This window comes from Pseudomonas sp. B6(2017), assembly GCF_002112765.1.
Taxonomy (GTDB): Bacteria; Pseudomonadota; Gammaproteobacteria; order Pseudomonadales; family Pseudomonadaceae; genus Aquipseudomonas; species Aquipseudomonas piscis.
In genome coordinates, this window is record NZ_NEIQ01000007.1 from 30165 (window position 1) to 44710 (window position 14546).

At 66.9% G+C, this 14546-nt stretch carries 2 protein-coding genes; both read right to left on the reverse strand.

Features of this window, described 5'->3' with window-relative positions; genetic code table 11:
- Positions 1-54 precede the first annotated feature (54 nt).
- Positions 55-1092 carry a hypothetical protein gene (locus CAG11_RS13205; RefSeq protein WP_085596692.1) on the reverse strand — a complete coding sequence of 346 codons (1038 nt, stop codon included), beginning with the start codon at positions 1090-1092 and terminating at the stop codon, positions 55-57.
- A 135-nt stretch (positions 1093-1227) separates the two neighbouring features.
- Positions 1228-14259, reverse strand: coding sequence for a non-ribosomal peptide synthetase (locus tag CAG11_RS13210; RefSeq protein ID WP_085596693.1), 13032 nt, complete (start codon positions 14257-14259; stop codon positions 1228-1230).
- Between the last annotated feature and the right edge of the window lie 287 nt (positions 14260-14546).

Sequence of the window (14546 nt, forward strand, 5' to 3'; positions counted from 1 at the left end):
CGTCCCTAATCCCCTCCCCTGTGGCGCGCGGGCGCGACTATAACAGAGGCCCCGTCAGCCACGCCGGGCAATCACTGCATCCACCTCACACTCAAGCCCCTGCCCGATCAGGCACTGGCGCACCTCATTGCACCACTGTTCCTGGGGTTCATTGCCGGCCCAGGCCTGGGTCGCGCTGACGTAGTGCGGCCGATCGTCGAAAGCCTGGATCAGCACCCGGTTGAGGTTCTCGGTACTCAAGGCCTTGTTGCGCGGCGCCGCATCGCCACGCTTGTGCAGCGAATCCATGACCCGTTGCCGATGCTCGAGGCTCGGCGTGAAGTCGCGCGCGCGGGTAGCACTGAGGACGATGAAGGACGGCGCGAGATTTTCCGCGATGGCGGCCTGCAAACGGTAGTGCCCATCGATCACCAGGTAGGACGCCAGTCCGCCGACGTACCACAACAGCACCGGTGGCAGGCTGCCCTCCCGAGCCTTCTTGCGCCACCACTTGAGCCGCCCCGCCTGTGGGTCGACGCGATGCAGGCCGATGAGCTTGCCGCCCCCGTGCCACCAGTCGATCCACTCCAGGGTCTGGGGTTGCAGGTTGTCGAGAAAGTCCTCGCCATACAGGAACCAGTTGGGCACGTGGGTCAACGGGTCGACCCTCGAGGTGAAGCGCCATTTGTCCAGGCCGTGGCCGGTACTGGACGGTTCCGGTACCAGGCCCTGGGCCAGCCAATAGCCAGGGGTGAGGAAGTGCCGGGCACTGGCGCCCAGATGGCTGACGAAATAGCGGCTCCAGGCCTTGATCCGCAGCTCGGGCGCCAATGCCGCGTGCTGTTCGACGGTGGGTGAGTCGATGGGGGCGAGCAACCGGCATTCAGCGCCATCGGCCAGTGGCTTGCGCACCAGCCAGACACCGCCATGGTCCCGGGCAATGGTGGCCCAGAACAGCGGTGTGTCGTGGTGCATCAGCTTGAACCGGGCATTGGCGCCGGTACGCAGGTACAGCGGCGGCTTGTCCGTGGCGCCGGGTTCGACCTCGACGCCCAGGCCGCTCCAGCGGTCCAGGGTGTCTTCGATATCGTGCCAGTAAAGCTGCTCTGCCATGGTTCCGGTCCTTGAATGAAAACGCCCGGCGCAGGTGCTTGGACCTGGGCCGGGCGCGATCATAACAGAGGGCTTGAGGGGCTATTGGCCAACAGAACCTGGCTGGTCAGCGAACAAGGCCCCGTCACCCTTGGGTCACAAGCCCTCCAGCTCGGCCATGAGGTCGCTCAGGCGATCGACCTTCTCCTCGCTGATTTCATTGGCCTCCAGTCCGTCGATATAGGCCGCCAGCTCCTGCACCGTGCTGCATTCGAACATCGCCCGCAGTGGCACGTTGCGTTGCAGGGTCTTCTGTACCCGCGAGGCGATCTGGGTAGCCAGCAACGAGTGCCCGCCCAACTCGAAGAAGTTGTCGCGCACCCCCACTCGCTCCACCTTGAGCACTTCGGCCCAGATGTCCGCCAGGGTCTGCTCCAGCTCGCTGCTCGGGGCCAGGTAGTCCTGGCTCTGCAACTGGCCGATCTCCAGGGCCGGCAGGGCCTTGCGATCGAGCTTGCCGTTGGCGTTGAGCGGCAGGCGCGCAAGCCACAGCCAGTGCAGCGGCACCATGTACTCCGGCAACTCGGCGCGCAGGCGCGGCTTGATCCGCTCCAGGCGTTCGCTTTGCCCCAGGCCCGAATCGCTGGCGACCAGGTAGCCCACCAGGTGCTTGCCATTGACGCCCTCCTGCACCCCGACCGCGGCATCGCGCAGCTCCGGTTGTTCGTGCAGGCGCGCTTCGATCTCGCCCAGTTCGATGCGGTAGCCACGGATCTTCACCTGATGGTCGATCCGCCCGACGTACTCCAGCACGCCGTCGCTGCGCCGGCGTGCCAGGTCGCCGGTGCGGTACAGGCGTTCACCCGCAGCACCGAACGGATGGGGCACGAAGGCTTGCACAGTGCGCAACGGGTCGCTGACGTAGCCACGGCCGACACCGGTACCGGCCACGCACAGCTCGCCCACCGCACCCAGGGGCACCAGCTCCAGGGCTTCGTCCATCAGGTACAACAGGTTGTTGTCGGTGGGCGTGCCGATGGGCAGGTAGCTGCCCCGGGTCGAGGCCAGGTCCACGCGGAAGAAGGCCACGTCGTCGGAGCACTCCGCCGGGCCGTAGGCGTTGACCAGGCCGATCTGTGGATAACGCAGCAGCCACTGGTGCGCCAGCTCCGGTGGCATGGCCTCGCCGGTGGGCAGCATCCAGCGCAGGCCGTCCAGGGCGATGGCATCCTGGGCCAGCATGCCCTGGATCAGCGACGGCACGCTCTCCAGCACGGTGATGCCCTGCTCCTGGACGTGGGCCAGGAGCCCCTGGGGATCATGGGCGATGGTGTTGGGCACGATGTCCACCCGAGCGCCGAACAACGGCGCGGCAAGGAACTGCCAGACCGAGATATCGAAGCTCTGGGAGGCGGTCTGGGCGATCACATCGGCCTCGCTCAGTTGCAGGTACGGCACCTTGCTCAACTGGTTGTTGAGCATGCCGCGCTGCTCCACCATCACGCCCTTGGGCAGGCCGGTGGAACCGGAGGTGTAGATCACGTAGGCGAGGTTGTCCGCACGGCTGTAGCGTCCGGGATTGTCCTCGCGCCCAGCCCCGGCCTGGACTTCTTCCCAGACCAGCAAGCGCGGACGACCGGCGCAGCCGAACTCGTCCAGCAGGGCCTGGGCCTGTTCACGGCAAGCCCGGGTACAGACCAGGATCGGCGTGCGACTGAGCTCGATGATGCGGCCCAGGCGCTGGCCCGGCAGGCCCGGGTCCAGGGGCAGGTAGCCGGCCCCGGCCTTGAAGCTGCCGATGATCATGCCCAACAGCTCCAGGCCACGCTCGGCCAGCAGGGCCACCGGCTGGTCGAAATCCACGCCCTGGGCCACCAGGGCATGGCCCAGGCGGTTGCTGCGCAGGTTCAACTCGGCATAGCTATGGCTCTGTTCCAGGCAGCTGGCGGCGATACGCTGCGGATGCGCGGCCACCTGGGCCTCGAACAACTCCACGTAGCTGCGCTCCAGCGGGTACTGGTGCTGGCTCTGGTTGCAACCGGCCAGCAGGAAATCACGCTCCTCCTCGCCCAGCAACGGCAGCTCGGCCATGTCGCCATTAAAGCCCTGCATCAGCGCCAGCAGCAGGCGCTTGAACTCGCCCAGCATGCGCTCGATGGTCGCCTGCTCGAAGTAGCGCTGGTCATAGGACAGGTGCAGCCCCAGGTCGTCCCCCGGGTAGCAGACGGCCGTGATCGGGAAGTTGGTGTGGGTGCGGCCGGAGTCCGAACTGGCGTTCAGGCTCTGGGCCCGGTCCAGTACCGAGACCTCCACCGGGGCGTTCTCGAACACGAACAGGCTGTCGAACAGCGGCTGGCCCTTGGGCAGCTCGCTGGTTTCCTGGATCGCCACCAGTGGCAGGTACTCGTACTCGCGCAGCTGCATGTTGCTGTCCAGCAACTGGCCCAGCCATTGGCGCACGCTGCAGCGCTGGCCATCCTCGGGCAACTTGACCCGCAGGGCGATGCTGTTGATGAACAGGCCGACGGTGCGTTGCATCTGCGGCATGTCCACCGGGCGCCCGGCCACAGTGACCCCGAACAGCACGTCACGGTCACCGCTCATGCGCCGCAGGACCAGGGCCCAGGCCGCCTGGGCGAAGGTGTTGACGGTCAACTGGTGCTGCTGCGCCAGCTCGCGCAATTGCGCACCGTCCCGTGGATCGAGCCGGGTGTAGCAGTCGCCGACGATCATGCCGCCGCTGTCGCCGGCATGCTCGCGCAGGAACGGCCGGTCGCTGGGGATCGGCGTGGTGCGCTCGAAGCCCGCGAGATTCTGCCGCCACCACTGGCGCGCCTCGGCCAGGCTCTGATGTTGCAGCCAGCCGATGTAGTCGCGGTAGCGCGGCGGTACTGCCAACTGCGCCTCGCGGCCTTCGCCCAGGGCGGTGTAGATCTCGAAGAAGTCGTTCATCAACAACGAGCGGCACCAGGCATCGATGAGGATGTGGTGGTTGCTCATCATGAACCAGTAGCGCGCGGCGCCGACACGGATCAGCCGCAGGTGGAACGGTGCCTGGTTGAGCAGATCGAAACCGGCCTCGCGCTCGGCTTTGTGCAGGGCTTGCAGCCTGGCTTCTTGCTCGACCTCCTGTTCGGCCTCCGGCACATCGCTCCAGTCCAGGTACTCGATGGGGGTGCTGCCCGGCTTGTGGATAACCTGCAGCATGTCCTCGCCCACGTTCCAGCAGAACGAGGCGCGCAGGGCTTCATGCCGGGCCACCACGGCCTGCCAGGCCTGGGCGAAGCGCTCGGGGTCCAGTTCGCTGTTGATGCGGTAGCGGTCCTGCATGTAGTAGAGGCCGGTGCCCGGCTCCAGCAGGGTGTGCAGCAACATGCCTTCCTGCATCGGCGTCAGCGGGTAGACATCCTCGATCTGCGCCGCCGGTACTGGCAGGGCATCGAGCTGGGCCTGGGTCAGGCGCGCCAGGGGGAAGTCCGACGGCGTCAAGCCCCCGGCATCGTCCTTCAGGCAATGGGCGATCAGGCTCTGCAGCTCACCCAGGTAGGCCGCCGCCAGCTCGGCGATCAGCTCGGAGTCGAAGCGCTCGGCACTGTAGGTCCAGCGCAGCACCAGTTCACCGCCGTAGACCTGGCTGTCGATGCTCAGCTCGTTGGGCAGCGGTGCCTCCAGGGCATGGGCCGGGCCGGCTGACTCGTCCAGCGGACGCAGCAGCGCATCGCTACCGAAGCTCTGGTCGAACTGCCCCAGGTAGTTGAAGGTCACCGGCGCCAGCGGCAGCGCCGCCAGGGCCGCTTGGCAGGCGTCATCGGCCAGGTAGCGCAGCACGCCATAGCCCAGGCCCTTGTGCGGCACACCGCGCAATTGCTCCTTGATGGCCTTGATCGAGGCGCCCTGCCCGGCGGCTTCTTCCACCTGCAACGGCGTCAGGCGCAGCGGATAGGCGCTGGTGAACCAGCCCACGGTGCGGGTCAGGTCGATCTCGTCGAACAATGCCTCGCGGCCGTGGCCTTCCAGTTGCACCAGTGCCGAAGGCTGTCCGCTCCAGCGGCACAGCACCCGGGCCAGGGCGGTGAGCAGCAGGTCGTTGACCTGGGTGCGATAGGCCGCCGGGGCCTGTTGCAGCAGTTGACGGGTGCGCTCGGCATCCAGGGTCACGCTGTGGCTGCGGGCATGCTGGTGTTGCTGGCCACCGTCCGGCTGCAACCCTGGCATTTGCGCTGCCGGGCCGGCCAGTTGCTGTTGCCACCAGGCCAGTTCCTCGCGCAGCGACTCACTGCCCGCGTAGGCCTGCAAGCGGCTCGACCAGTCGCGCAGGGCACTGGTCTTGGCCGGCAACTGCACGGCCTGGCCGGCCTCCAGCTGGCGATAGACGTTCTGCAGATCCTCCAGCAGCACCCGCCAGGACACGCCGTCCACCACCAGATGGTGGATGGCCAGCAGCAGCCGTTGCTCACCCTCCGGACCGTCCACCAGCACCGCACGCAGCAGCGGCCCATGCTCCAGGTCGAGGCTGCGCTGGGCATCGGCGAACAAGGTCTCGCAGGTGGTCATGGACGGCACCCGTACCTGCCACAGCAACGGCGCATCGGACAGCGGCAAGTACTCGGCGCGCCATTGTTCGTTGCCCTGGTTGAAGCGCAGGCGCAGGGCGTCGTGTTGTTCCACCACCGCCAGCAGTGCCTGCTCCAGGCGCTGGGCATCCAGGGGCGCCACCGGCTCCAGCAGCAGCGCCTGGTTCCAGTGTTGCGGCTGCGGGATGCGGCTATCGAAGAACCAATGCTGGATCGGGGTCAACGGCGCCTCGCCGCTGAGCAGTCCTTGCTCGGCGCTGATGCGCTGGCTGCGGCTGGCCACCCGCGCCAGGGTTTGCACGGTCTGGTGCTGGAACAGGTCACGCGGGGTGAAATGGATGCCCAACTGGCGCGCACGGCTGACCACCTGGATCGACAGGATCGAATCGCCGCCCAGTTCGAAGAAGTTGTCGTTGAGGCCGACCTGCTGCACGTTCAGCACATCGCACCAGATACGCGCCAGGCTCTGCTCCAGCTCGTTGCTCGGGGCCACGTACTGCTGGCGATTGAGCTCCGGATCCGGCACCGGCAAGGCCCGGCGATCGAGCTTGCCGTTGGCGGTCAGCGGCATGCTGGACAGCAGGATCAGGTGAGTCGGCACCATGTAGTCCGGCAACTGGGTCTTCAATTGCTGCTTGAGGGCTTCGCGCAGATTGGCCTGCGCCACCTCGTTGTGTCCCGCGACCTCGGTCACCAGGTAACCCGCCAGTTGCTTGCCCGATGGCGCATCCAGGGCCAGCACCACCGCTTCGCGTACCGCAGGATGATCCAGCAAGCGGGATTCGATTTCCCCCAGCTCGATACGGAAGCCGCGGATCTTCACCTGATGGTCGACCCGGCCGATGTATTCCACCTGGCCGTCGGCGCACTGGCGCACCAGGTCGCCGGTGCGATACAGGCGACCGCCAGCGCCGCTGAACGGGTCGGCGACGAAACGCTCGGCACTGAGGCCCGGGCGACGATGGTAGCCCTGGGCCAGGCCCGCGCCGCCGACATACAACTCACCGGTCGCGCCTTGGGGCACCAGCGCCAGGTCGGCATCGAGGATATAGGCCACCCGCGCGCCGACGATGCTGCCGATGGGCACGCTGGCCACGCCTTCGGCCAACTGCTCCGGCGCCAGGCTGGCCAATGGCATGACCACGGTTTCGGTCGGACCGTAGGCATTGAAGAACAGGCTCGGCTGGAAGGCCGCGCGAATGCGTTGCAGGTGCTCGCCGGTCAAAGCTTCGCCACCGGTAATGCACATGCGTACCGCCAGGGTTTGCTGCTGGGTCGCCAGGTGCTGGGCCAGTTGGCTGCCATAGCTGGGGGTGAAGCCCAGGATGCTGACCCGATGCTGGCGGATCAGCTGGCAGATTTCCTCGGCGTCCCACTGGCCCTGGGCCCGCAACACTACCTGGGCACCGCTGAGCAGCGGCACCAGCAAGCGCTCGGTAGCGGCATCGAAATTGATGGAATAGAAGTGCAGTTCGCAATCGTCGGCACGCATGCCGAACCGGCGGATCACCGCCTGGCAATGCATGGCAATTTCCCCATGGGACACCACCACGCCCTTGGGCAGGCCGGTGGAACCGGAGGTGTAGATCAGGTAGGCCTGGTGTTGCGGCAGGCTGACCAAGGGCAATTCGCTGGCCGGGTAGTCGGCCAGCAGCGCGCCGTCCTCCTCCAGGCACCAGCGCGCCACGCCTGCCGGCAGTTCGCCGAGGGCCTGGAACATCCGCGCATCGCTGAGCAGCAGGCCGATGCCGCTGTCCTCGATTATGTAGTGCAGGCGATCCAGGGGGTATTCCGGGTCCAGCGGCACATAGGCGCCGCCGGCCTTGAGGATCGCCAGCAGGCCGATCACCATCTCCAGCGAGCGCTCCAGCGCCAGGCCGACCCGCACCTGCGGGCCCACCCCACGTTCGCGGAGCATCCAGGCCAGGCGATTGGCGCGGCTGTCCAGCTCGCTGTAGCTCAGGGTCTGGCCGGCGAAGGTCAGTGCCGGGGCATCCTGGCGTGCCCGCGCCTGCTGGCTGAACAACTGCTGGATGCATTGGTCCAGGCGCTGCTCGCCGGCTTCGCTATCCAGGCTATCGAGCAGCTGACGCTGCTCGTCCGGCTGCAGCAATGGCAGTTCACACAGACGCTGCGTCGGGTCGCCCAGCAACGCCTCCAGCAGGTTGCGCCAGTGGGCAGCCATGCGCGCGATGCGCGGCTCGTCGAACAGGTCAGTGCTGTAGGTCAGGCAGCAGCCCAGGCGCTGATCCAGGTCGGTGACTTCCAGGTTGAGGTCGAACTTGGTGGCCCGGGCATCGTTGACCAGGTACTCCACGGTCATGCCCGCCAGTTGCCGGCTCTGCTGGAACTCCCAGCGCTGGACGTTGCACATCACCTGGAACAGCGGGTTGTAGGCGGCGCTGCGCGGTGGTTGCAGGGCTTCCACCAGATGGTCGAACGGCAGGTCCTGGTGGGACTGGCCCTCGATCACCGTCTGGCGTACCTGCTCCAGCAACTGGCCGACGCTCATCTGTCCATCCAGCTGGCAGCGCAGCACCTGGGTATTGAGGAAGGCGCCGATCAGGCCTTCGCTTTCCGGGCGGATGCGGTTGGCCACTGGCGCGCCGATGCGCAGGTCGGTCTGGCCGCTGTAGCGATACAGCAGCACCGACAGGGCGGCGGTCATGGTCATGAACAGGGTCAGGCCGTGCTCGGCATTGAAGGCCCGGACCCGGGCCGCCAGTGCGTCGCCAAGGTCGAAGCGATAGAGCTCGCCCTGGTGGCTCTGCACCGCCGGCCGTGGCCGGTCGCTGGGCAGCTCCAGCAATGGATGCTCACGGCCCAGTTGTTCTGTCCAGTAGTCCAGCTGGCGCTGGCGCTCGCCGGATTCCAGCCATTGGCGCTGCCACACGCTGTAGTCCAGGTACTGCACCGGCAGCGGTTCCAGGGGCGAATCGCGATCGTCGAGGAAGGCTTCGTACAGCGCTCCCAACTCACGGGCGAAGATGTCCATGGCCCAGCCTTCGGTCACGATGTGGTGCAGGGTCAGGACGAAGTAGTGTTCCTGATCGCCGGCCTTGACCAGGCAGGCCCGCAGCAAAGGGCCGGTTTCCAGGTCGAAGGGCTGGTGCGCCTCGCTGTCCGCCAGCTGCTGCAGGCGCTGTTGCCGCGCCTCGGGGGCCAGGGCCGAGAAATCCTTCCAGGCCATGCGCAGGCCGGTATCGGCATGCACCTGCTGGCGGGCCACGCCGTTGACGCTGGGGAAGGTGGTGCGCAGGGTTTCGTGGCGCAGGATCAGCGCTTGCAAGGCCGCCTCGAAACGCCCGACATCCAGCACACCGCTCAGCCGCGCCATACCGCCGACGTTATAGGCCGGGCTGTCCGGCTCCATCTGCCAGAGGAACCACATGCGCTGCTGGGAATAGGACAGCGGCACCGGTTGGCTGCGATCGACCTGGGCGATCGGCGGCTGCTGGTTGTGCGCCCCGGTCTCCTGGATCAGTCGCACTTGTTCGGCAAAGGCCCCCAGCTCGCTGGCTTCGAACAGCACGCGCAGGGGCAACTCCACGTCGCAGGCCTGGCGAGTGCGGGAAATGATCTGGGTGGCCAGCAACGAATGGCCGCCCAGGGCGAAGAAATCGTCCGTCAGGCCGATGCGCGGCTGGCCCAGCACCTCGCGCCAGATAGCCGCGATCTGCTGCTCCAGCTCGGTGCCGGGCTCCACATGCTCGCGCACCTGCCATTGCGGCTCGGGCAGTGCCCGACGATCCAGCTTGCCACTGGGGCTCAGGGGCATGGACTCAAGGCGCACCAGCTGCGCCGGTACCATGTATTCGGGCAGCTCGGCGGCCAGGGCGGTTTTCAGGCGCGCGCTCTGCTGTTGTTCATCTTCTTCGTCGGCATGGGCCGTGTAGTAGCCGATCAACTGCGCGCCGGCCTGGGTTTCGCGCACCAGCACCGCGGCCTGGGCCACGCCGTCCTGGGCGAGCAGGCGCGCTTCGATCTCCTGGGGCTCGACCCGGAAGCCCCGCAGCTTGACCTGCTGGTCGAGGCGACCGAGGTATTCCAGCACCCCATCGGCGCACCAGCGCACCCGGTCACCGGTGCGGTACAGGCGCGCGCCCTCCTCGCTCAACGGGTCCACCACAAAGCGTTCGGCAGTCAGGGCCGCACGCCCCAGGTAACCCCGGGCCAGGCCCTGGCCGCTGATGCACAGCTCGCCGGGCACTCCAGCCGGCAGCACGTTGAGTTCGGCGTCCAGCACACGGCAGATCACATTCCCCAAGGGACGACCGATGGGCGAACGCTCGCCGTCAGCCTTCGCGCAGCGCCAGTGGGTGACGTTGATCGCGGTTTCGGTCGGGCCATAGCGGTTGTGCAGTTGCACGCCCGGCAGTTGCTCCAGCAGGCGGTTGCGCAACTCGGCGGGCAAGGCTTCGCCACCGGAGAATACCCGGCGCAGGCTATGGCAGCGGGCGCTGAGCGGCTCGTCGACGAACAGCTGCAACAGCGGTGGGACGAAGTGCAGCGTGGTCACGCCGTGCTCCTGCACCAGCTGGGCGATACGGTGCGGATCGCGATGCTCGCCGGGAGCGGCAATGAGCAAGCGGCAGCCGGTGATCAGCGGCCAGAAGCATTCCCATACCGATACGTCGAAGCTGATCGGGGCTTTTTGCATCAGCACGTCATCAGCCTGCAACTGGTAGCTGTCCTGCATCCATTGCAGGCGCTCCATCAGCGCGGCGTGGGTGTTGCCGACGCCCTTGGGTTGGCCGGTGGAACCGGAGGTGTAGATCACATAGGCCAGGTTGTCGCCATGCAGGTGCAGGCCCGGGGCCTGGCTCGGCCAGTTGTCGAGCTTGAGGCTGTCCATGGCGATGGCGCTGACACCAGCAGTGACCGGCATGCGCTCGAGCAGGTGGGTCTGGGTCAGCAGCAGCTCGACACCGCTGTCGCCGAGCATGTAGGCCAGGCGCTCGGCGGGGTAGTCCGGGTCCAGGGGTACATAGGCGCCGCCGGCCTTGACGATGGCCAGCAGGCCGATCAGCAGTTGCGACGAACGCTCGGCGGCGATGGCCACGCACACGTCGGGGCCGACGCCCTTGTCCCGCAGGTAGTGGGCCAGGCGGTTGGCCTGGGTATGCAGCTCGGCAAAACTCAACTGGCCACCCTCCCACACCAGCGCGGTGCGTTCCGGGGTCAGCTGCCATTGTTCATGCAGCCGTTCCGGCAGCCAGCGCTCGGCCGGCGCACAGGGGGCCACGCTCCACTGTTGCAGCTGCTCGGCCTGTGCCTGGCTCAAGAGCGGCAGGTCGCCCAGGGCCGCCTCAGGTTGCTGGCAGGCGTGTTCCAACAGGCTGATGAAGTGTCCGGCCAGGCGCTCGATGGTCGCCGCTTCGAACAGCTCGTCGGCATAGTCGAAGGCCAGGCTCAGGCGTCCGTTGCGATCTTCCTCGGTGTGCAGTTGCAGGTCGAACTTGGCTTCGCGGCTGTGCCACGGCAGCTCTTCGGCCAGCAACCCGGGCAGGCGACGCAGGGCACTGAGGTCGCGTTGCTGGTGGTTGAACATGACCTGGAACAGGCCTTGCTCGCGGGCCTCGGGGAAGGCTTCCAGCAGTTGTTCGAACGGCAGGTCCTGGTTGGCCTGGGCGCCCAGGGCAGCCTGGCGAACCTGTTGCAGCAACTCGGCGAAGGACTGGCGCCCATGCAACTGGCCGCGCAAGACCTGGGTGTTGATGAAGAAGCCCAGCAGGCCCTGGGTTTCCAGGCGCGGGCGGTTGGCATTGGGCACCCCGACGCGGATATCGCCCTGGCCGGTGTAGCGGTACAGCAGGGTCTGGAAGGCTGCCAGCAGCAGCATGAATGGCGTCACCTGCTGGGCCTGGGCCGCCTGGCGCACGGCCTCGCTGAGGCTCGCGCTCAAGCGCTGGCCGTGGCGCGCGGCGCTGTGCCGGACCTGGGCCGAGCGTGGATGATCGGTGGCCAGGCTCAGGGCTGGGGCTTCATCGGCCAGCTGCTGCTTCCAGTAATCCAGCTGGCGCTGGCCTTCGCCCTGGGCCAGCCATTGGCGCTGCCAACTGCCATAGTCGGCGTATTGCAGGGCCAGTGGCGCCAGCTCCAGGGCCTGGCCTTGGGCGAAGGCCGCATACAGGCGCGAGAACTCGTCGATCAGCAGGTTCAGCGACCAGCCGTCGGCAATGATGTGGTGCAGGGTCAGCAACAGTTGATGTTCTTCATCATCCAGGCGCACCAGGGTCGCCCAGTACAGGGGCCCCTTCTCCAGGTCGAACTGGGTGTGGGCCTCATCCTCGCGGATCTGCCGGGCCCGGGCTTCGCGTTCGGCCGGTGGCAAGTCGCTGATATCGATCAGTTGCAGGTTGAATTCGCAGGGCTCATCCACTTGTTGCAGGGCTTGGCCATCCCGCTCGAAGAAACGCGTGCGCAGGGCTTCGTGGCGCTGGAGCAGTTGCTGGAAGCTGGCGCGCAGGGCGTCCTCGTCCAGTTCGCCACGCAAGCGCAGGCCACCGGGAATGTTGTAGGCGCTGCTGCATGGGTCCAGCTGCCAGGTGATCCACAGGCGGTTCTGGGCCAGGGATTGCGGCAACGGCTGCTGGCGCGACAGGGCGTTGATCGCACCCTGGGCAGTGCCACCGTCCTGCTGCAAGCGCGCGACCTGGGCACTGAACGCCGTCAGGGTCGGGGCCTCGAACAACAGGCGCAGCCCCAGTTCCAGGCCCAGCTCCTGGCTCAGGCGGGCCATGACCTGGGTGGCGGCGATGGAGTTGCCGCCCAGCAGGAAGAAGTGATCGTCGGCAGCCACCGCAGCGCATTGCAATTGCTCCTGCCAGATACGCCCGATCAGGGCCTGCAACTCATTGCCTGGAGCTTCGCCGGTGGCGTCCTGGCTCGGCGTCGAGGCATCCGGGAACAGCGCGTAGTAGTCCAGGCTGCCATCGGCCAGGCGGGTACGGCAGGCCGAGCGTTGCAGCTTGCCGCTGGAAGTCTTGGGCAAGGCCCCGGGGTTGAGCAGTACCACCACGCTGGGCGCTTCCTGGCAGGCCTCGGCGACCGCCTGGCGAATGGCCTTGATCAGCGCCTCGGGCGGCAGGATCTTCTGCACGCTGCGGCTGATTTCCGCGGCGATGCCAATGCCTTCCTGGCCCTGGTCGGTGACGGCGAAGGCCGCCACCCGGCCTTTGCGCACCACTTCCACTTCGCGCTCGATGGTCTTCTCGATGTCCTGGGGATACAGGTTGTGCCCACGCACGATCAGCAGGTCCTTCAGGCGCCCGGTGATGTACAGCTGGCCATCGCGCATGAAACCCAGGTCGCCGGTGCGCAACCAGGTACGGCCGGCGTGCTGGACGAAGGTCTTGGCGGTCGCTTCGGGATTGCGCCAGTAGCCATGGGCGATGCTCGGTCCGGCGGCCCAGACCTCGCCGATGCGATTGTCCGGCAGCTCGTGAAGCTGCTGCGGATCCATCAACAGCACCGCGTGTTCCGGCTGGCTGAAGCCGCAGCTCATCATCGCGCTGCCCTGCCCCGGTTCGGCACGGTTCTGCGCCAGGGCCTGCTCGTCCAGGTGCAAGGCCGGGATGCCCTGGCCGCGCACGCCACCGGCGACGAACAGTGTGGCTTCGGCCAGGCCATAGGACGCCAGGAAGTTATCGGCACTGAAACCGCAGGCACCGAACTTCTCGGCAAAGCGCTCCAGGGTGTCCAGGCGGATCGGCTCCGAACCGGAATAGGCCACGCGCCAGCCGCTCAGGTCGAGGCGCTCCAGGGCCGACTCACTGACCCGTTCGCTGCACAGGCGGTAGGCGAAGTCCGGGCCGCCACTGATGGTGCCGCCGTATTCGCTGATGGCTTCCAGCCAACGCAGGGGCCGGGCCAGGAAGTAGGCCGGGGACATGAGCACGCAGGGCACGCCACTGAAGATCGGTTGCAGCAGACCGCCGATCAGGCCCATGTCGTGGTACAGCGGCAACCAGCTGACGATCACGTCGTCCGGATTGAGGTCGATGCCGAAGCCACGGCGGATCAGCATCTCGTTGGCCACCAGGTTGCCGTGGCTGACTTGCACGCCCTTGGGCAAGGCCGTGGAGCCGGAGGTGTATTGCAAGAAGGCGATGTCATCGTCCGCCAGCTCGACGCTCTGCCAGCCCTCGGCCAGGGCGCTGTCCAGGGTATCGACGCACAACAGTTGCGGTGCACCCTCGGCCTTGAGCTCGTCCATTTGCAACAGCGCCTCACGCAGCCCGGCGCTGGTCAGCAGCAGCCGTGGCTCGGCGTCGGCCATGATCGAGATCAGCCGTTCCTGGTGATGGCGCCGGGCCGACTCTGGCGGGTAGGCCGGCACCGCGATCACCCCGGCATACAGGCAGCCGAAAAACGCCGCGACGTAGTCCGGGCCACTGGGGAACAGCAGCACCGCCCGGTCGCCGAACTCGGCATTGGCCTGCAAGGCCGCGGCGATGGTGCGCGCCCGCAGGTCCAGGTCCCGGTAGCTGAGGACCACGCTCTGCTCCTGTTCTTCGGCGAGAAAGCGCAGCGCCACTTGATCAGGGGCCAGGACCGCCCGGCGTTGAAGGGCTTGGGCCAGGGTGCTGGGGAGTTCGAACGCGTCCGTCATGGGGTTTCCTGCCAGGATTGTGCATGCAATGGAGATCGGGCCCTGCGCTGCCGTGCCCTGTTGACCATCGACGGATCGAAAGGTCATGCGTGGGCCGCGGGCATTCGGAGGGCGCCGTGGCCGGGTCTGCTACCCGGAATCTTTCTCCAATGGGAACGTATGACGCCTGAAAATAATTAGCTGCTGGCGCCGTTTGCCGGCGGGCGTCTGCCCCGGGGCTTGCACGGCTTCGTCGCGCGCTGTCACCAAACGGGAACAGACCCTGCGGCATGCTGCCTGGCAAGCCC